23 protein-coding genes are annotated in these 26,208 nt (G+C 72.4%); 13 read left to right on the forward strand and 10 right to left on the reverse strand.

What is annotated here, in order from left to right; genetic code table 11:
- The first annotated feature begins 52 nt into the window (after positions 1 to 52).
- Entirely contained in the window at positions 53 to 1,528 is a 1,476-nt protein-coding gene (locus tag AB0I79_RS08005) for an amino acid permease (protein WP_357868564.1), read from the forward strand.
- A 14-nt stretch (positions 1,529 to 1,542) separates the two neighbouring features.
- Here AB0I79_RS08005 and AB0I79_RS08010 read toward each other — a convergent pair whose 3' ends face one another.
- The 4 genes from AB0I79_RS08010 to AB0I79_RS08025 form a co-directional block, all read right to left on the reverse strand.
- On the reverse strand, positions 1,543 to 1,926 hold the full coding sequence (locus AB0I79_RS08010; protein WP_357868566.1) for an SSI family serine proteinase inhibitor: 384 nt from the start codon (positions 1,924 to 1,926) through the stop codon (positions 1,543 to 1,545).
- Positions 1,927 to 2,023: 97 nt separating this feature from the next.
- Positions 2,024 to 4,111, reverse strand: coding sequence for a 3-hydroxyacyl-CoA dehydrogenase NAD-binding domain-containing protein (locus tag AB0I79_RS08015; RefSeq protein WP_357868569.1), 2,088 nt, complete (start codon positions 4,109 to 4,111; stop codon positions 2,024 to 2,026).
- The gene (locus AB0I79_RS08020) at positions 4,108 to 5,271 is read right to left on the reverse strand and encodes a thiolase family protein (protein WP_357869661.1); all 1,164 of its coding nucleotides are present in this window, start codon (positions 5,269 to 5,271) and stop codon (positions 4,108 to 4,110) included. The genes AB0I79_RS08015 and AB0I79_RS08020 overlap by 4 nt, the downstream gene beginning before the upstream one ends.
- Before the next feature lie 61 nt (positions 5,272 to 5,332).
- A complete protein-coding gene (locus AB0I79_RS08025) occupies positions 5,333 to 6,061 on the reverse strand; it encodes a hypothetical protein (RefSeq protein WP_357868572.1) in 729 nt (242 codons plus the stop codon).
- Positions 6,062 to 6,408: 347 nt separating this feature from the next.
- Between AB0I79_RS08025 and AB0I79_RS08030 the strand changes: the two genes are divergently transcribed.
- A complete protein-coding gene (locus AB0I79_RS08030; protein ID WP_357868575.1) occupies positions 6,409 to 7,800 on the forward strand; it encodes an LCP family protein in 1,392 nt (463 codons plus the stop codon).
- Positions 7,801 to 7,987: 187 nt separating this feature from the next.
- Here AB0I79_RS08030 and AB0I79_RS08035 read toward each other — a convergent pair whose 3' ends face one another.
- Positions 7,988 to 8,719 (reverse strand): SDR family oxidoreductase, encoded by a 732-nt coding sequence (locus AB0I79_RS08035; protein ID WP_357869664.1) that lies wholly within the window; start codon positions 8,717 to 8,719, stop codon positions 7,988 to 7,990.
- A gap of 84 nt (positions 8,720 to 8,803) precedes the next feature.
- Between AB0I79_RS08035 and AB0I79_RS08040 the strand changes: the two genes are divergently transcribed.
- The 11 genes from AB0I79_RS08040 to AB0I79_RS08090 all read left to right on the forward strand — a co-directional run bounded on the left by AB0I79_RS08040 (position 8,804) and on the right by AB0I79_RS08090 (position 20,925).
- Positions 8,804 to 9,370, forward strand: coding sequence for a TetR family transcriptional regulator (locus AB0I79_RS08040; RefSeq protein ID WP_357868578.1), 567 nt, complete (start codon positions 8,804 to 8,806; stop codon positions 9,368 to 9,370).
- 110 nt (positions 9,371 to 9,480) lie between these two features.
- Positions 9,481 to 10,749: a hypothetical protein gene (locus tag AB0I79_RS08045; protein ID WP_357868581.1), complete on the forward strand. Its 1,269-nt coding sequence runs from the start codon at positions 9,481 to 9,483 to the stop codon at positions 10,747 to 10,749.
- A gap of 429 nt (positions 10,750 to 11,178) precedes the next feature.
- On the forward strand, positions 11,179 to 12,171 hold the full coding sequence (locus tag AB0I79_RS08050; RefSeq protein WP_357868584.1) for a LacI family DNA-binding transcriptional regulator: 993 nt from the start codon (positions 11,179 to 11,181) through the stop codon (positions 12,169 to 12,171).
- 174 nt (positions 12,172 to 12,345) lie between these two features.
- A complete protein-coding gene (locus AB0I79_RS08055) occupies positions 12,346 to 13,119 on the forward strand; it encodes a sugar phosphate isomerase/epimerase (protein WP_357868587.1) in 774 nt (257 codons plus the stop codon).
- Between the two features lie 337 nt (positions 13,120 to 13,456).
- On the forward strand, positions 13,457 to 14,377 hold the full coding sequence (locus AB0I79_RS08060; protein WP_357868590.1) for an alkaline phosphatase family protein: 921 nt from the start codon (positions 13,457 to 13,459) through the stop codon (positions 14,375 to 14,377).
- 76 nt (positions 14,378 to 14,453) lie between these two features.
- Positions 14,454 to 17,039, forward strand: coding sequence for a PEP/pyruvate-binding domain-containing protein (locus AB0I79_RS08065; RefSeq protein WP_357868593.1), 2,586 nt, complete (start codon positions 14,454 to 14,456; stop codon positions 17,037 to 17,039).
- A gap of 52 nt (positions 17,040 to 17,091) precedes the next feature.
- Positions 17,092 to 17,706 (forward strand): class I SAM-dependent methyltransferase, encoded by a 615-nt coding sequence (locus AB0I79_RS08070; RefSeq protein ID WP_357868596.1) that lies wholly within the window; start codon positions 17,092 to 17,094, stop codon positions 17,704 to 17,706.
- A 109-nt stretch (positions 17,707 to 17,815) separates the two neighbouring features.
- A complete protein-coding gene (locus AB0I79_RS08075; protein ID WP_357868599.1) occupies positions 17,816 to 18,529 on the forward strand; it encodes an ABC transporter ATP-binding protein in 714 nt (237 codons plus the stop codon).
- Positions 18,526 to 19,224: an ABC transporter permease gene (locus AB0I79_RS08080; protein ID WP_357868602.1), complete on the forward strand. Its 699-nt coding sequence runs from the start codon at positions 18,526 to 18,528 to the stop codon at positions 19,222 to 19,224. Before AB0I79_RS08075 ends, AB0I79_RS08080 begins: the two co-directional genes overlap by 4 nt.
- A 7-nt stretch (positions 19,225 to 19,231) precedes the next feature.
- Positions 19,232 to 20,320 (forward strand): sensor histidine kinase, encoded by a 1,089-nt coding sequence (locus AB0I79_RS08085; RefSeq protein ID WP_357868605.1) that lies wholly within the window; start codon positions 19,232 to 19,234, stop codon positions 20,318 to 20,320.
- Entirely contained in the window at positions 20,296 to 20,925 is a 630-nt protein-coding gene (locus tag AB0I79_RS08090) for a response regulator transcription factor (RefSeq protein WP_357868608.1), read from the forward strand. The genes AB0I79_RS08085 and AB0I79_RS08090 overlap by 25 nt, the downstream gene beginning before the upstream one ends.
- A 48-nt stretch (positions 20,926 to 20,973) precedes the next feature.
- On the opposite strand, the gene AB0I79_RS08095 is transcribed toward AB0I79_RS08090, so the two are convergent.
- The 5 genes from AB0I79_RS08095 to AB0I79_RS08115 all read right to left on the reverse strand — a co-directional run bounded on the left by AB0I79_RS08095 (position 20,974) and on the right by AB0I79_RS08115 (position 26,143).
- Positions 20,974 to 21,837, reverse strand: a complete 864-nt coding sequence (locus AB0I79_RS08095) for a sugar phosphate isomerase/epimerase (RefSeq protein WP_357868611.1) — start codon at positions 21,835 to 21,837, stop codon at positions 20,974 to 20,976.
- Complete coding sequence (locus tag AB0I79_RS08100; protein ID WP_357868614.1) at positions 21,834 to 23,000, reverse strand: dihydrodipicolinate synthase family protein; 1,167 nt, start codon at positions 22,998 to 23,000, stop codon at positions 21,834 to 21,836. The genes AB0I79_RS08095 and AB0I79_RS08100 overlap by 4 nt, the downstream gene beginning before the upstream one ends.
- Positions 22,997 to 24,142 carry a Gfo/Idh/MocA family oxidoreductase gene (locus AB0I79_RS08105; RefSeq protein WP_357868617.1) on the reverse strand — a complete coding sequence of 382 codons (1,146 nt, stop codon included), beginning with the start codon at positions 24,140 to 24,142 and terminating at the stop codon, positions 22,997 to 22,999. Before AB0I79_RS08105 ends, AB0I79_RS08100 begins: the two co-directional genes overlap by 4 nt.
- 132 nt (positions 24,143 to 24,274) lie before the next feature.
- On the reverse strand, positions 24,275 to 25,501 hold the full coding sequence (locus AB0I79_RS08110) for a ribonuclease D (RefSeq protein WP_357868619.1): 1,227 nt from the start codon (positions 25,499 to 25,501) through the stop codon (positions 24,275 to 24,277).
- 45 nt (positions 25,502 to 25,546) lie between these two features.
- Positions 25,547 to 26,143: a DUF3000 domain-containing protein gene (locus AB0I79_RS08115; protein WP_357868622.1), complete on the reverse strand. Its 597-nt coding sequence runs from the start codon at positions 26,141 to 26,143 to the stop codon at positions 25,547 to 25,549.
- Positions 26,144 to 26,208: the final 65 nt, after the last annotated feature.

Consider the following 26,208-nt stretch of genomic DNA (forward strand, 5'->3'; position numbering starts at 1 on the left):
TCCCACCCCGAAACGGGCATGATCACCCCTGGTATGGGAAGGATCACCGAGCGTGGACATCTTTCGCACGAAGAGCGTCGAGCAGTCGATCCGCGACACCGAAGCGCCCGAGCACCAGCTACGCAAACGCCTGACCGCCACCGACCTGACGGTCTTCGGCATCGGCGTGATCGTCGGCACCGGCATCTTCGTGCTCACGGGCCAGGTCGCCAAGGAGATGGCGGGCCCGGCGGTGGCGCTCTCGTTCGTCGTGGCGGGCATCGTGTGCGGGCTCGCGGCGCTGTGCTACGCCGAGTTCGCCTCCACGATCCCGGTCGCGGGCTCCGCCTACACCTTCTCCTTCGCCACGCTGGGCGAGTTCCCCGCCTGGATCATCGGCTGGGACCTGTTCCTGGAGCTGGCGCTGGCCGCCGCCGTGGTGGCGGTCGGCTGGTCGGGGTACTTCGCCTCCATGCTGGCCTCCATCGGCATGGAGCTGCCCGCCTCGATCGCGGGCGAGGATCCGGTGGTGAACGTCCCGGCCATCCTCATCGTGCTGCTCCTCACCTCGATCCTGGTGGCGGGGATCAAGGTGTCCTCGCGGGTCAACCTGATCCTGGTGATCACCAAGATCGCGGTGGTGCTGCTGGTCATCGTGGCGGGGCTGTTCTTCGTCAAGGCCGCCAACTACACGCCGTTCATCCCCGAGGCGGTCTCCACGCCGCGCGTGGAGGGGCTGAAGGCGCCGCTCATCCAGCTCATCTTCGGCATCACACCGGTGGCGTTCGGCGTGATCGGCATCTTCTCCGCGGCGGCGATCGTGTTCTTCGCCTTCATCGGCTTCGACATCGTGGCCACCGCCGCCGAGGAGACCATCAACCCGCAGCGCGACGTGCCGCGCGGCATCATCGGCTCGCTGGCCATCTGCACGGTCCTGTACGTCGCCGTCTCCCTGGTCGTCGTCGGCATGCAGCGCTACAGCGAGCTGAGCACGGCCGCCCCGCTCTCCGACGCCTTCACCTCGGTGGGGCACGCCTGGCTGGCGGCGATCATCAGCGTGGGCGCGATCGCGGGCCTGACGACGGTGGTGCTCGTGCTGCTGCTGGGCCAGACCCGGGTGCTGTTCGCGATGGGCCGCGACGGGCTGCTGCCGCGCTGGCTGGCGAAGGTCGACCCGCACTACGGCACCCCGGCCCGGCTCACCGTGATCATCGGGCTCGTCACGATGGCGCTGGCGGGGTTCGTGTCGTTCGGGGAGCTGGCCGAACTGGTCAACATCGGCACGCTGTTCGCGTTCGTGGTCGTGTCGATCGGGGTGATCATCCTGCGGCGGACGCGGCCCGACCTGCCGAGGGTGTTCCGGGCGCCGCTGGTGCCGTTCCTGCCGATCGTGTCCGTGCTGGCCTGCCTGTACCTGATGCTGAACCTGCCGGCGCAGACGTGGCTGCGCTTCCTCGTCTGGATGGTCATCGGCCTGGTCGTCTACTTCGGCTTCGGTTACTGGAACAGCAGGCAGGCCTTCTCCCGGGAGGAGAAGGCCCGCCGCTGACCGCGCGAGGATGCTCAGAGAGCGGTGACGGGGCCGGTCATCGCTTGCATCTGGCAGGCGTTGGCGAAGAACTTCGCCCAGTGCACCTTCCTGCCGTACCAGGTGCCCGCGATGGCGACCGCGTGCGGCTTGATCTCCTGGCTGCAGGAGGCCTTCGGGCTGACGTTGAGCTGTGACGGCTCGCCCTTGACCTGCCGCAGCAGGCGGCAGGCGGCACGCGCGTTGGGGTGGGTGCCGCCGACGGGCCCGCAGTGGAGCCAGACCGACTTCACGGGCCCGCCCTTCATCCCGTCAACGATCTTGAGCTTCGCCTTCGGGGGCGGCGCGGCCTGCACGGGCGAGGAGGCGCCCGCCAGGAGGGCGGCGCAGAGCGCGAGGGCGCCGGCTGCTCTCATCATGATTACTCTCCGTTCGTAGGACGGCACCAAAGGCTACGACGGAGTGCGTGCGGAGGTGAGGAGGTCCGGTCAGGACCTCCTCAAAGAGTCCGCAAAGTCAGGCGGGGACGGACGCCACGCCCGGCGCCAGGAAGCGCGGCTGCGCGATGCCCGTCCTGTCCAGGTACGGGGTGATGCCGCCCAGGTGGAACGGCCAGCCGGCGCCGAGGATCATGCACAGGTCGATGTCCTGCGGCGCGGCCACCACGCCCTCGTCGAGCATGATCCGGATCTCCCTGGCCAGCGCCTTCAGCACGCGCTCGCGCACCTGCTCGGCGGTGGACGGGGAGGCGCCGCCCGCGAACAGGGCCACCGCCTCCGGGTCGAGCGTGAAGTCCGGCCGGTAGACGCCGGGCTTGCCCGACTCGACCAGCTTCGCCATGTTCTCCGAGACGCCGAAGCGGTCGGGGAACGCCTCGTGCAGCGTCTCGGCCACGTGCAGGCCGACCGCCGGGCCGACGAGCTGCAGCAGCGCGAACGGCGTCATCGGCAGCCCGAGCCCGTCGAGCGCGTGCTCGGCCGTCTCCAGCGGCGTGCCCTCGTCCACGGCCGCCACGACCTCGCCCATGAAGCAGGTCAGCAGCCGGTTGACCACGAACGCCGGGGCGTCCTTGACCAGCACCGACGACTTCTTCAGCGACTTGCCCACCGCGAACGCCGTGGCCAGCGTGGCGTCGTCGGTCGAGGCGCCCCTGATGATCTCCAGCAGCGGCATGACGGCGACCGGGTTGAAGAAGTGGAACCCGACCAGCCGCTCGGGGTGGGCCAGGCCCGCGCCCATCTCGGTCAGCGACAGCGAGGAGGTGTTCGTGGCCAGCACGCACTCCGCCGACACCACGGCCTCGACCTCGGCGAACACCTGCTTCTTGACCGCCATGTCCTCGAACACGGCCTCGATCACGAAGTCGGCGTCGGCGAAGGCGTCCTTGGTCAGCGAGCCGGTCACCAGTGCCTTGAGCCGGTTGGCCTGGTCCTGCGACGCGCGGCCCTTGGCGAGCAGCTTGTCCACCTCGGCGTGCACGTACCCGACGCCCTTGTCCAGCCTGGCCTGGTCGAGGTCGGTGAGCACGACCGGCACCTCCAGGCGGCGGGCGAACAGCAGCGCCATCTGCGAGGCCATCAGGCCCGCGCCCACCACGCCGACCTTGGTGACCTTGCGGGCCAGCGACCTGTCCGGCGCGCCCGCGGGCCGCTTGGCGCGGCGCTGCACCAGGTCGAAGGAGTAGAGCCCGGCCCGCAGCTCGTCGCCCATGAGCAGGTCGGCCAGCGCCTCGTCCTCGGCCGCGAAGCCCTCGTCGCGGGTGGCGGTCTCGGCCTGCGCGATCAGGTCCAGCGCCCGGTACGGGGCCGGCGCGGCGCCGCGCAGCTTCATGTCCACCAGGAAACGGGCGTCGGCGACGGCCTTCTCCCAGCCGTCGTGCTCCTCGCGCTCCACGGTGACCTCGCCGTTGACCACGCGGGCGGCCCAGCGCAGCGACTCCTCCAGGAAGTCGGCGGGCTCGAACATCGCGTCGGCGACGCCCAGCTCGTACGCGTCCCTGCCCTTGATCATGCGGTTGTTGGACAGCGGGTTCTCGATGACGAGCTTGACCGCGTTCGCCGGGCCGATCAGGCGGGGCAGCAGTTGCGTGCCGCCCCAGCCCGGCACCAGGCCGAGGAAGCACTCCGGCAGCGCCACCGCCGGCACACCCGACGAGATCGTCCGGTACGTGCAGTGCAGCGCGATCTCCAGCCCGCCGCCCATGGCCGCGCCGTTGACGAACGCGAACGACGGGATCGGCAGCTCGCCCAGCCTGCGGAAGACGTGGTGGCCGAGCGCGCCGATGGCCAGCGCCTCCTCGCGCGAGGTCACGGCGGCCGCGCCCTTGAGGTCGGCGCCGACGGCGAAGATGAACGGCTTGCCGGTCACGCCCACCGCGACCAGGTCGGTGCGCTGGGCGATCTCCGACAGCGCCCCGTTCAGCGCGAACAGGCCGTGCGGGCCGAACGTGTTGGGCTTGGTGTGGTCGAAGCCGTTGTCCAGGGTGATCAGCGCCATCGTGCCGGCCCCGTGAGGCAGTTGCACGTCACGCACCAGCGCCTTGGTGACGACCTCGTCGGTGTTGCGCTCGCTGAGCAGCGCGCGCCAGGTCTCGATGTTGCTCATGCCAGGTTCTCCCAGATCACGGTGCCGCCCATGCCCATGCCGACGCACATCGTGGTGATGCCGTAACGCACGTCGGGACGCTCGCCGAACTGCCGGGCGAGCTGCGTCATCAGCCGCACGCCGGAGGAGGCGAGCGGGTGCCCGTAGGCGATCGCGCCGCCGTAGGCGTTGACGCGGGGGTCGTCGTCGGCGATGCCGAAGTGCTCCAGGAAGGCCAGCACCTGGACGGCGAACGCCTCGTTGATCTCGAACAGCCCGATGTCGGAGATGTCGAGGCCCGCCAGGCGCAGGGCCCGCTCGGTGGACGGGATCGGCCCGACGCCCATGACCTCGGGGTCCACGCCCGCGAAGGCGTACGACACCAGGCGCATCTTCGGCGCCAGCCCCAGCTCCTCGGCGACCTCCCTGGCGGCCACGACGCAGCCGGTGGCGCCGTCGTTGATGCCGGAGGAGTTGCCGGCCGTGACGTGACCGTGCGGGCGGAACGGCGTCTTGAGCCCGCTCAGCCCCTCCATCGTGGTGCCCGGCCTGGGAGCCTCGTCCTCGACGGCCAGGCCCCAGCCCTTCTCCGCCGTCCTGATCGCGGTCGGCACCAGGTCGGGCTGGATCTTGCCGTCGGCGTACGCCTTGGCGGCCTTCTCCTGCGAGAGCACCGCGTACGCGTCGGCGCGCTCCTTGGTGATGGTCGGGTAGCGGTCGTGCAGGTTCTCCGCCGTCATGCCCATGACCAGCGCGCTCGGGTCGACCAGCTTCTCCGACAGGAAGCGCGGGTTCGGGTCGACGCCCTCGCCCATCGGGTGGCGGCCCATGTGCTCGACGCCGCCGGCGATGGCGACGTCGTACGCGCCGAACGCGATGCCGCCCGCGACCGTGGTGACCGCGGTCATCGCGCCCGCGCACATCCGGTCGATGGCGTAGCCGGGCACGGTCTTGGGCAGCCCGGCCAGCACGGCGGCCGAGCGGCCGATGGTCAGGCCCTGGTCGCCGATCTGCGTGGTCGCGGCGATGGCCACCTCGTCCACGCGCTCGGGCGGCAGATGGGGGTTGCGCCGGATGAGCTCGCGGATGACGCGGACGACCAGGTCGTCCGCGCGGGTCTCCGCGTACAGTCCCTTCGGCCCTGACCTGCCGAAAGGCGTGCGTACGCCGTCGACGAACACGACGTCACGAGAGGAAGGCACGGATTCGCTCCTCGTTGCTGAAAGGGGTTCCGTGCCCATGCTACTCGTCAGTAACTACCCCGCAGACGAGGGCGGCGGTGAGCAACGCGTAGACGACGCCCGTCGCCGGCTCCCACAGGTGGGCGCGGGCTCCGAGCAGGGCCACGACCGCCACGGCCGCGCCCGTCCAGAGCGCCGCGCCCTCTCCGGGACGCGTGCCGCCGCCGGGGTCCCATGGATCGCCAGGTGATCCGCCCGAGCGCAGGGCACGCGCCAGCATCCCCACCGCGTCCCGTGCCCACCACAGGAGGAACAACACCCCCGCCGCGACGCTGATCACCGACAGCGCCTCGACGGCCCAGCTCAGGGTGTCGGCGAAGGCGTGCAGGGCGGCCTCGCGGAAGAAGCGCGGAACGGTCCAGCCGAGCAAGAGCGTCACCGTCCAGCAGCCGGCCACGGCCAGCCGGGTCAGCGGGCGCGCCCTGCCCGAGCGGGCCGCCGCGTACAGCTCCCGCTCCCGGCGGCGCACCAGGCGGGCGCGCGCGCCCCAGGCGTACTGGGTGATCGCCATCACGGGCAGGGCGACGGCGAAGAGCGCCAGGGACAGCACGGCCAGCGGCAGCGTCTGCTCCCTGGTCGCGGCCCGATCGGCGAGTAACTGCACGGTGGTCAGCAGCGCGATCGAGGCGGTGAGCGCCACGAGCGCGCCGCGCCGGGCCGCCCTGGCCCTGGCGCGCAGCCCGGCCATCTCCTGGGCGCCCGGGGGAGGGGCCATCTCGGTCAACAGCATGACCGTCATGATGGCGTCACCGTACGTGGCGACGCCCCGCATTCCGGTGCTTTGGATGGAGCCCTCGCTCCGGGTGAGAGGGGACTATCCGTAAGGCCATCGTCTCGCTGATGATGAACAGGCGAACAAGCCGAGATGACAGTACTTATCTTCCGTATACCGATTTGTGGCTATGCTTCGCGATCATGTCGCAAGGGGTGGACCGCGTGAGAGAACGGCGGAACGAAGGTGGTCTGGGGCGGCGTGTCGCCCCGCTTCCGCATCCCAAGACCCCGACGCCGGCTTCGGGCCCCCCGCGCACGCGCCGATCCACGCCCCGGCGCAACCCGCTGACCCCGCTCGGCTGGGTGAGCGTGGCGCTGACGCTGGTGCTGGTGGCCGTCGCGCTCGGCGCGTACGGCTACTACCGCTACCTGGACAGCGGCATCGACCGCGAGCGCATCAACCCGGGCACGACCCGCCCGCCCGACACCGGCGCGCTCAACGTGCTGCTCGTCGGCTCCGACTCCCGCGAGGGCAACAACAAGAAGTACGGCGCCACAACCGTGGGGGCGGGGGAGCGCACCGACACGATCATGGTTCTGCACATCGCCCCCAACCGGGACTCCGCCACCATGATCAGCTTCCCGCGCGACTCGATGGTCATGGTCCCCGACTGCGAGGGCGCGAACGGGGCCGTGCTGCCCGGCGGCCTCCGCCAGATCAACTCCGCCTTCAACGACGGCGGCATCAACTGCACGATCAAGACCCTGGAATCCCTCACCAACATCAAGATCGACCACTTCGTGAAGGTGGACTTCACCGGCTTCAAGGGCATCATCGACGCGCTCGGCGGGATCGAGATCTGCCTGCCCAAGCCCGTCAACGACAAAGAGGCCAAGTTCGTGCTCGGCGCCGGCAAGCACGTGGTCAACGGCGAGCAGGCGCTGGGGTACGTACGGACCAGGTACTCCCTGGGCGACGGCAGCGACCTGGGCCGGATCGAGCGCCAGCAGATCTTCCTCACCCAGGTGATGGAGAAGGTCACCAGCGGCGGCCTGCTCACCGACCCCGGCAAGCTCGACGCCTTCCTGCGGGCCGCCACCCAGGCCGTCACCGTGGACGAGGGCCTCGGCCTCGACCGCATGCTGGAGATCGCCAGGAGCGTCAGCGGCTTGACCGCCAAGGAGCTCAAGGGCATCACGGTGCCGGTGGAGCCGTACCCGGAGAACAAGGCGAGGGTGCAGTTCGCCCAGCCGGCGGCGCGCGACTTCTTCGAGGCCGTGCGCAACGACACCGACATCAGGACCAGCCCCGGTCCCGGCAAGTCCAGCGCACCCAAGATCGAGCACGCGCAGGTGCGCCTGCAGGTGCTCAACGGCACCGGCGAGCAGGGCAAGGCCCTCCAGGTGGCGGACGCGCTGGCCGGCCAGGGGTTCGTGGTCACGCAGGTCGGCAACGCCGCGACGACCGACACCACCACGATCCGGTACGCCAGGAAGGACGCCCAGGACGGCCCCGCCTACGGTGACGCGGTGGCCGCGCGGCTGTCGAAGGACAAGCGCACGCCCGTGCAGGGCAAGGTCAAGGCCGTCACGTCGCAGCCGTACGAGCTCAAGACCCCGCCGGCGCGGAAGCCCGACGGGCCGGTCATCCAGCTCGTCATCGGCAAGGACTGGCCCGGGGTGCGGGTCCAGTCGGCGATCCCCGACGCGCTCAAGGACAAGGTCGTCGACAGCACCACGGACCCGTGCAAGTGATCGCCGCTCGGCCCGTCACGCCCGCGTCCACGGAGATCGGCCTTCAGGCAGTCACGCCCGCGTCCACGGGGAGCGGCCCTCGGGCCGTCACGCCCGTGTGCACGGGGGGCGGTGCTCGGGCCGTCACGCCCGTGTGCACGGGGGGCGGTGCTCGGGCCGTCACGCCCGTGTGCACGGGGGGCGGTGCTCAGGCCGTCACGCCCGCGTCCACGGGGATCGACGCGCCCGTGACGGCCCGGCCGCCCTCGCCCGCGAGGTAGGACACGGCGGCGGCGACCTCCTCGGGGTCGCAGTAGCGGCCCAGCGCGGTGAACCGCCGCTCCTCGTCGGCCTCCGGCGCGGTGGCCGGGTTCATCTCGGTGTCGGTGGAGCCGGGATTGATGACGTTCGCGGTGATGCCACGCGGGCCCAGATCCCTGGCCAGCCCCTTGGCCAGGCCGATCAGCGCGGACTTGCTCATCGCGTACGCCGTCCATCCCGCGTACGGCACCCGCTCGGCCAGGCTGCTGCCGATCAGCACGATGCGCGCGCCCGCCTCCATGTGCCGCGCCGCCGCCTGGGCCAGCACGAACGAGGCCCGCGCGTGCACGGCCAGCAGCTCGTCCACCTCGGCCCGTGTCACCTCCTCCAGCGCCCCGTACGGCGCGATGCCCGCGTTGCTCACCAGCACGTCGAGCCGGCCCAGCTCGCGCACCGTCCGCTCGACCGCCGCCACCAGCGCGTCGGCGTCGGCGGCCTCGGCCTGCACGGCGAGCGCGCGCCCGCCAGCCGCCTCGACCTGCCTCGCCACGCCGGCGGCCCGGTCGCCCGCGCTCCGGTACGTGATCGCCACGTCGAACCCGTCACCCGCCAGCCGCCGCGCGACGGCCGCGCCGATGCCCCTGCTGCCACCTGTCACCAAGGCGACTCGTCTCGTCATCATGGTCCTCCTTATGCGGAATGCGTTCCGCTTCAGACACTAAGCGGAACGCATTCCGGATGCAAGCGGTGCGAGGATGTGATCGTGAGACGCGAGCGCACCGACGCGGCCCGCAACCGCGCCAAGATCCTCGCCGCGGCGGAGGCCATCGTGGCCGCGCAAGGCGTGCAGGGCCTGTCCATGGCCGAGGTGGCGGCGGCTGCCGGCGTCGGGGTGGGCACGCTCTACCGGCGCTTCGGCGACCGTTCCGGGCTGGCCTACGCCTTGATCGACGCGCGGGAGCGGGAGTTCCAGGCGGCGTTCGTCGAGGGGCCGCCGCCGCTCGGCCCCGGGGCGGAGCCCGCCGAGCGCGCGCGGGCGTTCCTGCGGGCGCTGACGGACCGGACCGTCGAGCAGCTCGACCTGCTGCTGATGGCGGAGACGGCGGGGCCGATGGCGCGCTTCGGCGGCGCGTACGACGCCTATCACGCGCACCTGGTCATGCTGATCAGGCTGGCGCGGCCGGAGGCCGACGCGTACTGCCTGGCCGACGCGCTGCTGGCGCCGCTCGCCGCGCCGCTGCTCGCCCACCGGCTCAGGGAGTGCGGGGTGGCGGTCGAACGGGTGAGGTCGACGCTCGACGCCTTGCTCGCGGGAGTGCTCGGCCGGTGACACTCTGGTGCGATTGTTACTCAGAGTGATTTTAGGGAAACAAGTGAAATTTCCGGACAAGTAGTGGTAGGAAAGGGCGCGGTTACTATTCGTACTAGAGAGGTTCCACCGTGGCACGCGACGAGAACGACAGGCCATACGAGGACGGGCAGGGTAAGTCGTTAAACCCGGAGATGACGGGTGACGTGCTCTCTCCGCGGTGGAGCACCGACGACACGGACGAGCAACCCGCCATCCAGGTCGTCGGCAACGAGACCTACATCTTGCCGCCCGGCAGGAGCGAGCCGCAGCTGATCGGTGAGACCCCGCGCGACGTGCTCGACGACCCCGTCCCGCCGCGCGACGTGCTGTCCGCCGAACCGCTGCTCGGTGCCTCCTCCTACGAGCTCGGTGGTCAGAGCGGGCCGCACGACGTGCTGGGCGCGGCCGGCTCCTACGGGTCGAGCGGCGCCTCCTACGACGAGCTGAGCGGGGCGAGCGGGCCGCACGACGTACCGGGTGGCGCTGCCTACGACGAGCTGAGCGGGCCGCACGACACGCGGGCCGGCGCCTACGACGAGCTGAGCGGGTCGCTCGACGCCCGGACCGGCGCCACCTACGACGATCTCGCCGACCACAGCGGGCCGCACCGGGTGGAGGACGACGACGACAACCCCTACCTCCCGCTGGACCGCAGCTACGCCCGCGACGACGACCAGGAGGACGAGCGTCCCAAGCGGGGCTTCCTGGGCTCGGGCTGGACCGACGACTCCGGCGACTCCCACGACGGGCGCTCGTCCGGAGGCGAGGGGGAGGTGCGGCGCCGCACCAGGGTGCTGCTGGTGGCGGCCGCCGCGGTGGTGCTGGTCGGCGTGGGCGCCGGCTGGATGCTCACGGGCACCTCCTCCGACGACCCCTGCGCGGGCGTCCAGTGCGCCAGCGCGGGCGAGGTCACCTCGCCGTCCGAGTCCGCCGACCCGGCGGACACCCCGGTCGAGGAGGCGGCGGAGGAAACCCCCGACCCCACGGATTCGGTCACCGACGAGCCGACCGAGACCGAGTCCGCAAACCCGGCCCCGACGCAGGAGCAGTCCCGCCCCACGCGCGAGGCCGAGCCGCGCCCGACGCCCACCCGCGACAGGAACACCGCCGAGCCGACCCGCAAGCCCACCCGCGATCCGCAGGGCACGATGAACGACACCGCGGACTCCCGGGGGCAGGACGACGGCGGCAGCGACTCCTCGTCCGCGACGAACAAGCAGCAGGAGAGCACGAACGACACGGGCGACTCGGGTGACTCGACGGCCACCCAGCCTCCGGCCACGACCCAGGCGCCGGCTCCCACGCCGACGCAAGAGGAGCGCAAGGGCCTGTTCGACATCCTGTTCCCCTGGGCCTGACCCGCCGCAGCCCGGCCCCACGCCTGACCCGCCGAAGCCCGGCCGCACGCCTGGCTCCTCGCCCGGCCGCACGCCTGGGTCCTCGCCCGGCCGCACGCCTGGCTCCTCGCCCGGCCATTCTCCCGGATGGGAGGGGCCGGGCGCGCGGGGTCACGGGCGCTGCGCCCAGTGGTCTCACCTGAGGACGGCCCGCCGGCGATGCCTCCGGCCGGCGCCACCTCGCCCGCGCTCGTTCAGTGAGCGCCCCTCCTGACGCCGCCCCACCCGGACGTGCCTCGCGAACCGGTCCTGATCCCCCTGCCGGGCGCCCGGTGGCGGGCCGCTTCCGTCGCCGGGACGGGACGTTCTGTCCCCCGGGCCGCGGGCGTGGCAGGATGCGGATCCAGGTGCCGGTCTGGCAGACTTGGAAACCGCTTTCCGGGAGGTCTCGTGGTCACGCTTGAAGACGTCGCCAAGCAGGCGGGCGTCTCGCTCGCGACCGCCTCGCGGGTGCTCAACGGCAGCACCCGCCAGGTGGGCGCGGCCTTGCGGGCACGCGTCGAGCGGGCCGCGGACGAGCTCGGCTACCGGGCCAACATCGCCGCCCAGACGCTGGCCCGCGGGGCGAGCAACGTCATCGGCATCGTCGTGCACGACCTCACCGACCCCTACTTCGCGGCCCTCGCCGACGGAGCGATGCGGGCGGCCGCCACCGAGGGCCTGCTGGTCATGGTCGGCACCACGCATCGCGACCCGGAGCAGGAGATCGCGTACCTGGCCACGCTGCACGCCCAGCGCGTCCGCGCCGTCCTGCTGGTCGGCTCCCGCGTCGCCGACCAGGGCGTCACGAAGCGCCTGCGCGAGGAGCTGGCCCGCTACCAGGCGGGCGGCGGCCGGGCGGCCTGCGTGGGCCAGGACCTGCTCGGCGTCGACACCGTCGCACCCGCCAACAGGGAAGGCGCCGCCGAGCTGGCCAGGGCACTGGCGGAGCTCGGCCACACGAAGTTCGCGGTCCTCGCGGGCCCGCCGCACCTGGTGACGGCGGCCGACCGGTGCGCCGGCTTCGCCGAGGCCCTCGACGAGCTCGGGCTGCCCGCCCCTCAGATCATCCACGGCCCGTTCGACCGCGACGGCGGCCACGCCGCCGCCCAGCAGGTGAGGGACGCGACCTGCGTGTTCGCCGTCAACGACGTGATGGCGGTCGGCGCCCTGGCGGCCTACCGGGAGCGCGGGGTCAGGGTGCCGGAGGACGTCTCGGTGGCCGGCTTCGACGACATCGTCACGCTGCGTGATCACGTGCCCGCGCTGACGACCGTCCGGCTGCCGCTGAAGGACATGGGGGCGCGGGCGCTGGAGCTGGCGCTGAACGAGGACGACCCGGTCGTGGTCGAGAAGGTCGCCGGCGAGGTCGTGCTGCGGGAGAGCGTCAGGAGAATGGCTTGACGCCTCCGCGAGGCGCGCCGTCCACCGGCGTGCGCGTGGAGGCGCGCCGTCCACCGGCGTGCAGCGCGGAGGCGCGCCGTCCACCGGCCGCCTGGCGCCCATGTTCGCTCCGCCGAGGCCGGCGGGACCGGCCGGCCGGAGCGGGAACCCTGACGACGTGATGTGGAGGATGGCGTGAAGCTGGCGGTCAGCACGCTGGGGATGCCCGGCGAGGGGCTGGACAGGGCGATCGAGATCGCGACCGGGCACGGTTGCCAGGGGCTGGAGCTGCGGCTGCATCCGGACACCGGCGTGCACGCGAGCCTGGACGCGGCGGGCCGGGCCTCGGTGCGGGAGCGCGTCGAGCGGGCAGGGCTGGAGATCTCGGCTCTTGCCGGCTATGCCGGTATCTGCGAGCCGGGCCCGGACGAGCCGGTCATCGAGGCGCTCCTCGCCGACCTGCGGCTCGCCGCCGACCTCGGCGCGCCGGGCGTCCGGGTGTTCCCGCGCGGCGACGACGTCGCCACCGGCGCCCGCCGGCTCAAGGCCGTCTCCGGTACGGCCGGCGACCTCGGCCGCCGCGTGCTCGTCGAGACGCACGACCGCATGGCGACCGGCGAGGCCGTGGCCGCGCTGCTCGCCGAGGCCGACTGTCCCGGGACCGCCGGTGCGATCTGGGACCTGCTGCACCCCTGGCGGCACGGCGAGCCGCCGGCGCGGACGCTGGCGGCGCTGGCGCCATACTTGGACTACGTGCAGGTCAAGGACGCGGTCTCGGCACAGGACACCACCCCCGTCCCCATGTGGACGGGCTCGGTGCCGCTGGACGAGGCGGGTGAGTTGCTGCGAGCGGCCGGTTTCGACGGGTGGGTGTCGCTGGAGTGGGAGCGCACCTGGTATCCGCAGGTGGCCCCGGTCGAGGAGATCCTGCCCGGCGCCGCCGAGTGGGTGCGGCGCTTCACCTCCTGACGGCGCCGAGCCTCGCACCGTAACCGCCGCGCCCGCGGCGTGGGCGCCGGTCGTGCGGTGTGGCCACCGAGCCCCGCGGTGTGGCCACACCGCGGTGTGGCCACCGAGCCCCGCAGCGTGGCCGCCGAGTCGTGGAGAATGGCCGCTGAGCCCCGCGACGTGGCCGGTGAGCCGTGCGGTGTGGCCGCCAGGCCGTGTAGTGCGGGCTGTGGTGCGGGCTGTGGTGCGGGCGCTGAGTCGTGTGGTGCGGGCGCGCTCGCGCCCCGCGGCGCGCCCCTGGCGGGCGGTCGGTGTGGCGGATCGCGCTTTGCGGTGGTTTCACCGCTTAGATGGGGGGATGTCCGCATCTAGAAGCAAGGTGCTCGTCGTCGGCATGGACGGGCTGAGGTTCGACAGGCTGCTCGCCCTGGACGCTCCCGTCCTGGCCGGATTGATGTCCACCGGCGCGTACGGCACCAGCAAGCTCCCCTACGGCGAAGCCGGGACACCCCGTACGGAATCCCCGGGCGAGGTCGTCCCCAAGACCCCCGAGCCGGGCGACGGCGGCCGGGTGATCAGGTCGCGTACCGACTCCGGCCCCGGCTGGTCGTCGATCGCCACCGGGGTCTGGCCGGACAAGCACGGTGTCGTGGACAACGGCTTCGAAAGCCCGCAGTTCCAGAAATTTCCGGACTTCCTGTCGCGCGCCACGACCGCCCGCCCCGGCCTGACCGCCTCCGCGTTCTTCTCCTGGGCGGCCCTCGCCGAGCACGGCACGTTCGGCCCGGCGATCGACCACCGGTTCGTCCTCGACGGGTACGCCGTCGGCTGGGCCGCCGCGGACAAGCAGGTCGCCGAGGCCGCCGAGCGTCACCTGGCCGAGGAGGACCCGGACGCGACCTTCGTCTACCTCGGCGACACCGACGAGGTGGCCCACGACCTCGGCCCCCACTGCCCCGAGTACGCCGCCGCCCTCCAGGCCCAGGACGCCTACCTCGGCCGCCTCCTCGACGCGGTCCGCGCCCGCCCCTCCTACCCCGGCGAGCGCTGGACGGTGCTGGTCACCACCGACCACGGCCACGTGGACGAGGGCGGGCACGGCGGCACCTCGGACGAGGAGCGCACGGTCTTCGTGATCGCCGGCCGCCTGGGCGAGGACCTGGGCGGGCGCCCGCTCGCCGCGCCCCGGCTGGTGGACGTGGGGCCGACGGCGCTGGCCGCGCTCGGCGTGCCCGTCGACCCGGCGTGGGACCTGGACGGCACCCCGCTGGACCTGTGATTCATCAAGTGTTGAATTCTTGGCCGGAACGCGGAACACTGGGGTGACAGGACGCCGAACGGCAGGAGTACGCGCGATGAAGACGGCCCTGGACTTCTCCGAGATCGACGCGGGCATGCTCGCCGAAGTGGGCGGCAAGGCGGCCAACCTAGGCGAGCTGACCAGGGCGGGCCTGCCGGTGCCCCGGGGCTGGGTGCTCACCACGGACGCCTACCGGCAGGTCGCCCAGGGCCTGCGCGTCGACGGCGGGACCAGCGGGGACGGGCTGGCCGAGCGGGCCAGGCGGCACCTCATGGAGGCGCCGGTGCCGGAGGCCGTGCACGAGGCGATCGTGACGGCGTACGAGGCTCTCGGTGACGACGTGCCCGTGGCCGTGCGCTCCTCCGCCACCGCCGAGGACCTGCCGTTCGCCAGCTTCGCCGGCCAGCAGGACACGTTCCTGAACGTGGTGGGCGCGCAGGAGGTGGTGCGGGCCGTACGCCGGTGCTGGGCCTCGCTCTGGACCGACCGCGCCGTCGCCTACCGGGAGTCGAACGGCATCGACCACGCCGCCGTCCGGCTCGCCGTGGTCGTCCAGGAGATGGTGGACGCCAGGGTGGCGGGCGTGATGTTCACCGCCAACCCGGTGACGGGGCGGCGCCGCGAGAGCGTGATCGACGCGAGCCCCGGGCTCGGCGAGGCCGTGGTCTCCGGCGCGGTGAACCCCGACCGCTTCCGCGTCCACGACGGCCGGATCCTCGAACGCCACGCCGGCGACAAGCGGCTGGCCGTCCGCGCCCTGCCCGGCGGCGGCACCGAACGCGTCGAGACCGCCGGGCAGGGCCTGTGCCTGACCGACGACGAGGTACGCGAGCTCGCCGGCCTCGGCGCCCGCGTCGAGGCCCACTACGGCGCGCCCCAGGACACCGAATGGGCCATCGACCACGACGGCACGCTCTGGCTCACCCAGGCCAGGCCGATCACCACGCTCTACCCGCTGCCCGAGCACACCAGGCCGGGCCTGCGGGTGTACTTCTCGGTCAACGTCGTGCAGGGCGTCATGGGGCCGCTGACGCCGATGGGGCAGTCGGCGTTCCGGGTGATCAGCGCGGGCGGCGCGGGCCTGGCCGGCCACCGGCCCGCCGATCTCCTCGGCGGGGCCGGCTTCGTGACGGTGTCGGGGGAGCGGCTCTGGCTCGACCTCACCACCGCCGTACGCAGCCGCCCCGGCCGCGCCCTCCTGCCGCGCATGCTGACGCTCGGCGAGGCCCGCGCCGTGGGCGTCATGGAACGGCTCTTCGAGGACCCCCGCCTGACTCCGGCGCACACGTCCCTGCGGCCCTTCCTGCGGGGCTTGTTCAGGTTCGCCGGCAACCTCCGCCTGCCGCGCCGCGTCCTGACGGCGCTCACCAGGCCGGACCGGGCCGTGGCCGCCACCGTCCGGCTCGGCGAGACGCTGGACGGCAGGCTCAGGGTGCCCGGCTCCGCGACTCCCGAGCAACGCCTGGACCACGCCGAACGCGTCCTGGCCGGCACCTTCCCGCTGATCATCACGATCATGCCGACCGTGATCACCGGCTACGGCCTGTTCGCGCTGGCCTCCAGGCTCTCCGGTGTGCCCGTGCCCGAGATGAGCGACGTGCTGCGCAGCCTGCCCCACAACCCGACCACCGAGATGGACCTGGAGCTGTGGGAGCTGGCCACCCGCATCGAGCCGGAGCCGTTCAGGGAGCTGTCCGTGCCCGAGCTGGCCGCCCGCTACCGCGAGGGCGGGCTCCCGCCGGTCGCCCAGCGCGAGATCGCCGCGTTCCTGGACAAGTACGGTCACCGCGGCGTCGCCGAGATCGACCTGGGCGTGCCGCGATGGTCGGAGGAGCCCGGCCACATCCTCGGCGTGCTGGCCAACTACCTGCGCATGGACAAGGGGCTGTCCCCCTCCGAGCAGTTCGCCGACGGGGCCAGGCAGGCACGCGCGACCATCGCGCACGTGGCGGCCAGGGCCCGGCGCGGGGGCCGGTGGCGGGCCGCCGTGGTGCGCTTCGGGCTCGGACGCACGCGCCGGTACGCCGGGCTGCGCGAGCTGCCCAAGTTCTACCTGGTCAAGACGCTCGCAGCGGTCCGGCGCAGCCTCCTCGTGGTGGGGGAGCACCTGGTGGGCCTGGGCGTGCTGGACGCGGCCGGGGACGTGTTCTTCCTGGACCTGAGGGAGGCCAGGGCCGCGCTCGCGGGTGGTGACCTGCGGGAGCTGGTGGCGGAGCGGCGGGCCACGTACGAGCAGGAGCGGCGCCGCAGGCACGTCCCCAGGGTGCTGCTCTCCGACGGCACCGAACCCGAGGCGCTCCAGGAGCCCGCCGCGGAGGGCGCGCTCGCGGGCAGCGCCGCCTCGCCCGGCACGGTCACGGGCGTGGCCAGGGTGGTGCTCGACCCGATCGGCGCCCACCTGGAGCCGGGCGAGATCCTCGTCTGCCCCTCCACGGACCCGGGCTGGACGCCGCTGTTCCTGACGGCGGGCGGCCTGGTGATGGAGATGGGCGGCGCGATGTCGCACGGCGCGGTGGTGGCCAGGGAGTACGGCATCCCGGCCGTCGTCGGCGTGCCCGGCGCCACCCACCGCATCACCTCGGGCCAGCAGATCACGGTGAACGGCGCCGCCGGAACAGTGACAATCACCGAAAAATCATGACAAATCGCCAGAAGCCAGGCGCTGACGCGAATCCCGGCGCTAACGTGATCACGTGTCAGTGCCGTACTGGAACCACAACGTCCACTACCAGCGCCTGGTCATGAAGCTCATGCCCGCGAGCTGCCAGCGGGCACTCGACGTGGGCTGCGGCGACGGGCTGCTGGCGAGCAAGCTGGCCACCCGGGCCGCCCACGTCACCGCCGCCGACCGCGCCCCCGAGGCGGTCGCCATGGCCTGTGAGCGTCACGGTGGCCTGGACAACGTCGAGTTCGTCACGGCCGACTATCTCGACGACCCGCGCGGCCTGCTCCCCGAGGGCAAGTACGACTTCATCAGCGCCGTCGCGGTCATCCACCACGCCGGCTTCACCGAGGCCGCCGAGGCGCTGGCCCGCCTGCTGTCGCCGGGCGGCCGGCTGGTGGTGATCGGCCTGGCGAGGAACCGCTCGCCGCTCGACTGGATCATCAGCGGCGCCGGCCAGATCGCCTCCCGCGCCCTGCGCCTGCGCAACGGCCCCAAGACCGGCCCCGGCAGGGCCGTGCCCGCCATGGACCCCGTCCTGTCCTGGGGCGAGACCGGACGGCTGGCCCGCCGGGTGCTGCCGGGCTGCCGGTTCCGCCGCCTGCTGCTGCGCCGCTACCAGCTGGTGTGGGACAAGCCGGAGTAGCGGGGAAGCGGCGCTGCCGTTCGCGCATGGGAGCCATCCTCCGGAAGGAGGATGCCGCGCGCACGATCGGGCGATGCCGCCCGGAGCCGCCTCCCGCGAGGCTCGGAGCATGACAGTGATCGAGGTCGAGGACCTCCACAAGGCATACGGGCACAATCGTGCCGTGGACGGCGTCTCGTTCACGGTGGCGAAGGGCGAGACGTTCGGCGTGCTCGGCCACAACGGCGCGGGCAAGACGACCACGGTGGAATGCCTGTCCGGCCTGCGCAGGCCGGACACCGGCACGGTCCGCGTGTTCGACCAGGACCCCGCGCGCCGCCGCCGGGCCCTGGCCCAGCGCATGGGCGTGCAACTGCAGGAAGGCGAGCTGCCCGACCGGCTCAAGGTGGCCGAGGCCATGCGGCTGTTCGCGGCCCTGTACGACCGGCCGGACGACTGGAAGGCGGTGCTGCAGCGCTGGGGTCTCGGCCCCATCGCGGCCAAGGCGTACGGCGACCTGTCCGGCGGCCAGAAGCAGCGGCTCAAGCTCGCCATGGCCCTGGTCGGCGGCCCGGAGCTGATCGTGCTCGACGAGCTGACCACCGGGCTCGACCCCGTGGCCCGCCGCGAGACGTGGACGCTCATCGGCGACCTCAAGGCGGCCGGCACCACGGTGGTGCTCGTGAGCCACTACATGGACGAGGCCGAGGAGCTGTGCGACCGGGTGGCGGTCTTCCGCAAGGGGAAGATCGTGGCGCTCGGCAGCCCGCGCGAGCTGACCCGCCGCACCGGGACGGACTCGCTGGAGAACGCGTACCTGGCGCTGGCGGAGGAGGGGCGATGAAGGCGTTCGCGCACCTGTCGGCCTCGGAGCTGCGGCTGCTGTCGCGGGACCCGGCCACCCTGTTCTTCATGGTCGCCTTCCCGGCCATGCTGCTGCTCCTGAACGGCAGCAACGACAACCTCGAGATCTTCGTGCCCGGCTATCTGGCGATGGTCCTGGCCATCGGCGGGATCTCCACGCTGCCCGGGGTCATGGCGAGCTACCGCGAGCGCAAGGTGCTGCGCCGCATGGCCACCACCCCGGTCTCCCCGTTCGTGCTGCTCACCGCCCAGATCGCGGCCCAGCTCGTGATGGCGCTCGCGGGGGCCGCCATCCTCATCGGGGTGGCGGTGCTCGGGTTCAAGGTGGCGCTGCCCGCGCACCCGACGGCGCTGGCGCTGTCCTTCGTGCTGTGCGCGCTCATGTGTTACGCCATCGGCTTCGTGCTGGCCGCCCTCGCGCCGCGCGCCAGGACGGCGGACCTGATCGGCCTGCTGGTCATGTTCCCGATGATCTTCCTGGCGGGTGCGGCCATCCCCCGCGAGGGGGTGCCCGGAGAGCTGCGCGAGATCGGCGAGTACCTGCCCCTCACCCACGCCGTCACCGTGCTGCGGGAGAGCTGGTTCGGCGCCCCCTCGGCGATGCCCTTCCTCATCGTCTCGGCGATAATCGTGGTCGGCACCGCCATCGCGGTCGCGCTGTTCCGCTGGGAGTGATCGCACGTTGGACGAGGCAGCCTGGCCCCGGGCGTTCCACCTGCTGTTCTACACCTGTCTCGGGATGGCCGCGACGATCGCGGCCCTGGAGGACGGGCTCGACCCCGTCGCGCTCGCGCTGACGGCGATCATGGCTGCCTGGTACGCGTTCTTCATCGCCCGCAGGCCCGCGCTGCTCGAACAGCTCAACCCCATGGCCTGGCACTTCCTGGTGCTGGTGGCGCTGAACTACGCGCTCGTCCGGACGAACTCCTCCTACCAGGCGATGACGTACGGCATGATCACGCTGCCCTACCTGCTGCTGCCCGGCAGGTGGGGTTACGCCGGCGCCGTGCTGCTCGTCCTGTCGAGCGCCGCCGCGGCCGGGGCCTTCGAGGTCATCCCCGAGGACCCTGCCGTGCTGGCGTACGTCCTGGGCAGTACGGCGCTCACGCTCATCATGGGCATCTTCACCCACGACCTCGTCAAGCACAGCGAGCAGAACCTGATCGTGGGCGCCCTGGAGGAGCGCGCCAGGCTCGCCAGGGAGATCCACGACACGCTCGCCCAGGGCTTCAGCGGCATCATCGCCCAGCTCGAAGCGGCCGAGCAGGGCATCGACGACCCCGAGGCGGTGCGCCAGCGCATCGCGCAGGCCAAGCAACTGGCCCGCGACAGCCTCAAGGAGGCCAGGCGCTCGGTGGACGCGCTGCGCCCCGAACCGCTGGAGCGGGCCCCGCTGCACGAGGCGCTGAAGGGCGTGGCCGAGCGCTGGTCGGCGGCGACCGGCGTACCGGCGACCGTCTCGGTGGACGGCGAGCCGCGGCGGCTGCCGGAGGACGTGGAGGCCACGCTGCTCCGCGCCGCCCAGGAGGGCCTGGCGAACGTGGCCAAGCACGCCAGGGCCCGCCGCGCCGTCCTGACGCTGTCGTACATGGAGGAGGAGATCACCCTGGACGTGCTCGACGACGGCGCGGGCTTCGACCCCGACGGCACGGGAGGCGGCTACGGGCTGATCGCGATGCGCGAGCGGGCCGCGCGCTCGGGCGGCACCGTCACCGTGGAGTCGGCGCTGGGAGAAGGGACCGCGTTGTGCGTGAGCATCCCCTGCGCCTGATGATCGTCGACGACCACCCCGTGGTCCGCGACGGGCTGCGCGGCATCTTCGACGGCGTGCCGGACATCGAGGTGGTGGCCGAGGCGGGCGACGGGCACGAGGCCCTCGCCCAGGCCAGGGCCGCCCGGCCCGACGTGGTGCTGATGGACCTGCGCATGCCGGGGCTCGACGGGGTCGGCGCGATCGAGCGGCTGTCCGCCGACCATCCGGAGATCCGGGTCGTGGTGCTGACCACGTACGACACCGATGCCGACGTGTCGCGGGCGCTGGCCGCCGGGGTGGCCGGCTACCTGCTCAAGGACGCCCCGCGCGAGGAGCTCCAGGCGGCCGTGCGCACGGCGGCGGCCGGCGGGCGGGTCCTGGCCCAGCGGATCACCTCGCAGCTCATCGACGGACTGGGCCGCAAGCCCGCGGCGGCGCCGACCCCGCGGGAGCTGGAGGTGCTCAGGCTGATCGCGCGCGGCGCCGCCAACAAGGAGGTGGCACGAGCCCTGCTGATCAGCGAGACCACCGTGAAGACGCACCTCAAGCACGTCTTCGCCAAGCTGGGCGTGGACAACAGGGCGGCGGCCGTGGTGGCGGCGATGGAACGGCGCCTCATCTAGCCGCGTGCGGGTGGGCGGAGCCTCGTCAGAGACGCCGCCCGTCCGGTCTCAGGCGAGCACGACCTCCTCGTAACGGGCCTTCATCGTGGCCACGACCTCGTCGGGGTCGGCGGCCCAGACGTCGGCGTTGAAGATCTCCACCTCGACGTCACCGGTGTAGCCGGCGGCCTGGACCGCCGCCGTGATCGGCCGGAAGCCGATCACGCCGTCGCCCATCATGCCCCGCCCGAGCAGCACGTCCTCGGGCAGCGGGTGCAGGTAGTCGCACACCTGGTAGCTGGCGATCCGGCTCCCGGCCCGCGCGATGTCCTCGAACAGGCGCGGGTCCCACCACACGTGGAAGGTGTCCACGACGACGCCGACCTGCTCGACCGGATACGGCAGGCTCAGCTCCAGCGCCTGGCCGAGCGTGGAGATCACCGCCCGGTCCGGGCAGTAGATCGGGTGCAGCGGCTCCAGCGCCAGCTTGACCCCCCGCTCCCCGGCGTACGGCGCCAGCTCCGCCAGCGCCTCGGCCACCCGCTCGCGGGCCCCCGCCAGGTCACGGGTGAAGGAGGCGGGCAGCGGCTCGCCGGGCTTCACCCCCGGCAGCCCGCCCACGACCAGCACGAGGCAGGCCGCCTCCAGCTCGGCCGCCTCGTCGATGGCCCGCCTGTTCTCCTCCAGCGCCTGCGCGAAGGCCGTGCGGCCGTCCTCGCCCGGCAGCCCGCCCGCGGTGAGGAAGCCGCCGCGGCACAGCGACGACACCCGCAGCCCGGCCGCCCGCACGAGCTTGACGCTCTGCGCGAGGCCCGTCTCGGCGACCTTCTCCCGCCACAGCCCGATCGCCTCCAGGCCGTGCCTGACGCACCCGTCCACGGCCTCGGCCAGCGTCCAGTGCCGGGTCGTCCACTGGTTCAGCGAGAGACTCACAGCCCGTTCACCGCCAGCAGCGACTTCATGCGGCGCACCGCCAGCTCCTGGTCGGCCAGCAGCCCGGCCTGGTCGGCCAGGCGGAACACCTCCGACAGGTGCAGCAGCGAGCGGGCCGACTGGGCGCCGTTCACCATGGCGAACGCGTCCTGGTGGCCGTTCAGCCAGGCCAGGAAGACGATGCCGGTCTTGTAGTTGTACGTCGGCGTCTCGAAGATCTTGCGCGACAGCGGGACGGTCGGCGCGAGGATCTCGTCGTACTGGGCCAGCAGCCGCTCCCGGCCCTCGTCGGTGCAGGACGCCTCGGCCGCGTCCAGCACCTGCAGGGCCGCCGCCGCGGCCGGGGCGATCGCGTCGAAGATGCCCAGCAGCGCGTGCGAGCCCGTCCTGATCAGCGACGGGTAGTTGAAGTCGTCGCCGGTGTAGAGCTTGACGCCCTCAGGCAGCGCGGCGCGCAGGCCGACCTCGTGCTCCTCGTCCAGCAGCGACACCTTCACGCCGTCCACCATCGAGGCGTTGGCGTGGATCAGCTCCAGGAACGACTCCGTGGCCGCCGCCACGTCGCGCGAGCCCCAGTAGCCGGCGAGCTGCGGGTCGAACATCTCGCCCAGCCAGTGCAGGATCACCGGCCGCTCGGCCACCCCGAACAGCTTGCCGTAGACCCGGTGGTAGTCCTCCGGGCCCGAGGCGATCCTGGCGAGCTGGCGGGAGGCCATGACGATCACGCCGGCGCCGGCGGACTGCACGGTCTCGATCTGCTCGGCGTACGCCGCGGTGATGGCGTCCAGGGTGCCGGCGTCCGGGTCGTGGTCGGTGCCGGCGCCGCAGGAGACCAGCGTGGCCGGGTCGCCGTACGAGCGGGCCTCGGCGGCGCTGCGCCGGATCAGCTCCCTGGTCGCGGCCCAGTCCAGGCCCATGTTGCGCTGGGCGGTGTCCATGGCGTCGGCGACGCGCAGCCCCAGCGACCACAGGTGGCGGCGGAAGCGCAGGGTGGCTTCCCAGTCCACGGCGGCGGGGGAGCCGGGCGTGTTGTCGCCCAGCGGGTCGGCCACCACGTGCGCGGCGGCGTACACGATGCGGCTGGTCGCCGGCCGGTCGACGGCCGGCCAGGTCGTGGGTTCGCTCAGCGGGTACGAGCCGAACCCGGGAAGCTCGATCCTCACAGCCCCGGCACCTCGATCCTGCGGCCCTCGGCGTTGGAGCGCAGCCCCAGCTCGGCGAGCTGCACGCCGCGGGCGCCGGAGGCGAAGTCGTTCGGGAACGGCGCGTCCTCCAGCACGTGGCGGATGAACGCCTCCCACTGGATCTTGAACCCGTTGTCGAACTCGGCGTTGTCCGGCACCTCCTGCCAGCCGTCGCGGAAGCGCGCCGTGGCGGGCAGGTCGGGGTTCCAGACGGGCTTGGGGGTGGCGGAGCGGTGCTGGACGCGGCAGTTGCGCAGGCCCGCGACGGCGCTGCCGTGCGTGCCGTCCACCTGGAACTCGACCAGCTCGTCCCGGTTCACGCGGACCGTCCAGGAGGAGTTGATCTGGGCGATGATGCCGCCCTCCAGCTCGAAGATCCCGTACGCGGCGTCGTCGGCGGTGGCCGCGTACTGCTTGCCCTGCTCGTCCACGCGGGCCGGGATGTGCGTCACGGCCTGGGCGTAGACGGACTTGACCGGGCCGAACAGGTTCTCCATCACGTAGTGCCAGTGCGGGAACATGTCGAGCACGATGCCGCCGCCGTCCTCGGCCCGGTAGTTCCACGACGGGCGCTGCGCCTCCTGCCAGTCACCCTCGAACACCCAGTAGCCGAACTCGCCGCGCACCGACAGGATGCGGCCGAAGAAGCCGCCGTCGATCAGCCGCTTCAGCTTGAGCAGGCCGGGCAGGAACAGCTTGTCCTGCACGACGCCGTTCTTGACGCCCTTGGCGGTGGCGGCCTCGGCCAGCGCGATGGCCTCCTGCGTCGACTCGGCCGTCGGCTTCTCGGCGTAGATGTGCTTGCCGGCCTCGATGGCCTTGAGCACGGCCTTGACCCGGGCGCTGGTGACCTGGGCGTCGAAGTAGATCAGGTTGCCGTCGTCGGCGAGTGCCGCGTCGAGGTCCGTGGTGAAATCCGAAATTTCATGCTTTGCCGCGATATCTGCAAGTTTGTCGGCGTTGCGGCCGACCAGTACCGGCTTGAGCTTCACCCTGGAGCCGTCCGAGAGCGTCACGCCGCCCTGCTCGTTGATGGCCAGGACGGACCGGACCAGGTGCTGGCGGTAGCCCATCCGTCCGGTGACGCCGTTCATCACGACGCCGATGGTGCGCACGCTCATGAGGATCCCTTCAGGCACAACGTGTGTGGAAAGCGCTTTCCCGAACGGTACGGCCGGGCCACCGAAGGCGTCAAGTAGCGCGAACCTCAGGTGGGCCTGCCGGACCTCCGGCCGGGGCGCCCGGTGCCGAGCTTAGAGCTCGCCGCGCGTCCCCAGCCTGGCCAGGGCCTTGGTGATGGGAGCGGCCGCCAGGGAGAGCTGCCACTCGCGAGCGCCGAGCTCGCGCAGCCTGGCCGTCACGCTCTCCTCGGTGATCTCGTCGGGCGGCTCCCAGGTGAGCCTGCGCACGGCGTCGGGCTGCAGCAGGTTCTCCGTGGGCATGTGGTGCTCCTCGGCCAGCGCGGCGACCACGGCGCGGGCCGCGGCCAGCCGCTTGGCGGCGGCCGGATCGCGGTCGGCCCAGCGGTTGGGCGGCGGCGGGCCGTCGCCGGGCGTGCTGGGCTGGGGCAGCTGGTTGTCGGGCAGGTTGCGCGCCCTGGCCACGGCGGCGAGCCAGTCGCTCATGTGCCTTCGCGCGCTTCGCCCGGTGAATGCCGAAATTTCGGTCAATGCCTTCTTGGTGCGGGGCCCTTCCAGCGCGGCGGTGACGATCGCCGCGTCGGGCAGCACCCGGCCGGGGGCGAGATCGGCCTCGCGGGCGATGCGGTCGCGCATGGTCCACAGCTCGCGCACGATCGCCAGCGAGCGCACGTTGCGCACCTTGTGGATGCCCGACGTGCGCCGCCACGGGTCGGAGCGCGGCGCCGGCGGCGGGGTGTCGAGCACGGCCGCGAACTCCTCGCGCGCCCACTCCAGCTTGCCCGACTCCGCCAGCTCCTGGTGCAGCACGTCGCGCAGCTCGACCAGCACCTCCACGTCGAGCGCGGCGTAGCGCAGCCAGTCTTCCGGCAGCGGCCTGGTGGACCAGTCGGCCGCCGAATGCCCCTTCTCCAGCCGCAGCCCGAGCACGGTCTCGACCATCGTGCCCAGCCCGACCCGCTCGTAGCCGAGCAGCCGCCCGGCCAGCTCGGTGTCGAACATCACGCGCGGCTTGAACCCCACCTCCATCAGGCACGGCAGGTCCTGCGAGGCGGCGTGCAGCACGATCTCCGCCTCGGCCACGGCCTGGTCGAGCGCGGACAGGTCGGGGCACCCGATCGGATCGATCAGCGCGGTGCCGGCCCCGGCCCGGCGCAGCTGCACGAGGTAGGCGCGGTTGCCGTAGCGGTAGCCGGAGGCCCGCTCGGCGTCCACCGCGACGGGACCGCTGCCGGCGGCGAACCTCGCCACCACCTCCGCCAGCCCGGCGGCGTCGGAGATGACCGCGGGTATGCCGTCGCGCGGCTCCAGCAGCGGCTCCACTGTGCGTTCTTCTGTCATGAGTTCACCGACCTCATGACGCTGGTGCTGTCTTGACTGGTGCCCTCACTTCGTTCGGTCACTCTCCGGATCATCACGTCGGCGGGGCAGGGCGGCCACGTCGGGGGGAAGCGGCGGCATGCCCGCCGCCAGGCACATCAGGTCGCACCACGCGGCGACATGGCCGGACAGATCCTCCTGCGCGGGTGACCACGACGCCCGCAGCTCGAGCTCTGTCGTGACCGGGTCGTCGGCCTTGTTGCCGAACCCCTCGGACACGGCTCTTGTCACGGTACCGCCAGCGGCGGAGTAATCGGCTTGATGCGCGTCGAGAGCCTCGGTCAGCCAGCTCCACGCGACGGGCCCGAGCAGGGGGTCGGAGGTGATCTCCGGCTCCATGTCGGCCCTGACGTAGGCCACCAGCCGGAACGGGCCCTCCCATCCGCGCTGGCCGTCAGGGTCGTAGAGCAGGATCAGCCGGCCGACCGCGAGCTCGTCGTCGTCGCGGTAGACCGACGCGCCGATGGCGGCCGAGTAGGGGGCCAGCCGCTGCGGCGCGGGCAGGTCCTCGAGCTCGATCTCCGGCCTGACCTCGGCCCGCCGCAGGCTGTCCGCGGCGCGCGTGAAGGCGGCCGGAGGCGGTGGCTGGTCACCGAGGGTCATAGCGGAAGCGTAGGTCGAAGACGGGTGGAAGGGGACCACGGGGGTGCTCATCCTTCGTGATCAAG

It is taken from the genome of Nonomuraea sp. NPDC050202 (assembly GCF_040656115.1).
In the GTDB taxonomy this organism is placed as follows: domain Bacteria; phylum Actinomycetota; class Actinomycetes; order Streptosporangiales; family Streptosporangiaceae; genus Nonomuraea.

What these genes read in the sequence shown, in the direction of transcription:
- AB0I79_RS08115 (WP_357868622.1), bottom strand. Translation starts at nt 26,143, where the DNA reads ATGACCCTCGGTGACCAGCCACCGCCTCCGGCCGCCTTCACGCGCGCC.
- AB0I79_RS08110 (WP_357868619.1), bottom strand. Translation starts at nt 25,501, where the DNA reads ATGACAGAAGAACGCACAGTGGAGCCGCTGCTGGAGCCGCGCGACGGC.
- AB0I79_RS08025 (WP_357868572.1), bottom strand. Translation starts at nt 6,061, where the DNA reads ATGCTGTTGACCGAGATGGCCCCTCCCCCGGGCGCCCAGGAGATGGCC.
- AB0I79_RS08065 (WP_357868593.1), top strand. Translation starts at nt 14,454, where the DNA reads ATGAAGACGGCCCTGGACTTCTCCGAGATCGACGCGGGCATGCTCGCC.
- AB0I79_RS08105 (WP_357868617.1), bottom strand. Translation starts at nt 24,142, where the DNA reads ATGAGCGTGCGCACCATCGGCGTCGTGATGAACGGCGTCACCGGACGG.
- AB0I79_RS08075 (WP_357868599.1), top strand. Translation starts at nt 17,816, where the DNA reads ATGACAGTGATCGAGGTCGAGGACCTCCACAAGGCATACGGGCACAAT.
- AB0I79_RS08015 (WP_357868569.1), bottom strand. Translation starts at nt 4,111, where the DNA reads ATGAGCAACATCGAGACCTGGCGCGCGCTGCTCAGCGAGCGCAACACC.
- AB0I79_RS08010 (WP_357868566.1), bottom strand. Translation starts at nt 1,926, where the DNA reads ATGATGAGAGCAGCCGGCGCCCTCGCGCTCTGCGCCGCCCTCCTGGCG.
- AB0I79_RS08060 (WP_357868590.1), top strand. Translation starts at nt 13,457, where the DNA reads ATGTCCGCATCTAGAAGCAAGGTGCTCGTCGTCGGCATGGACGGGCTG.
- AB0I79_RS08080 (WP_357868602.1), top strand. Translation starts at nt 18,526, where the DNA reads ATGAAGGCGTTCGCGCACCTGTCGGCCTCGGAGCTGCGGCTGCTGTCG.
- AB0I79_RS08035 (WP_357869664.1), bottom strand. Translation starts at nt 8,719, where the DNA reads ATGACGAGACGAGTCGCCTTGGTGACAGGTGGCAGCAGGGGCATCGGC.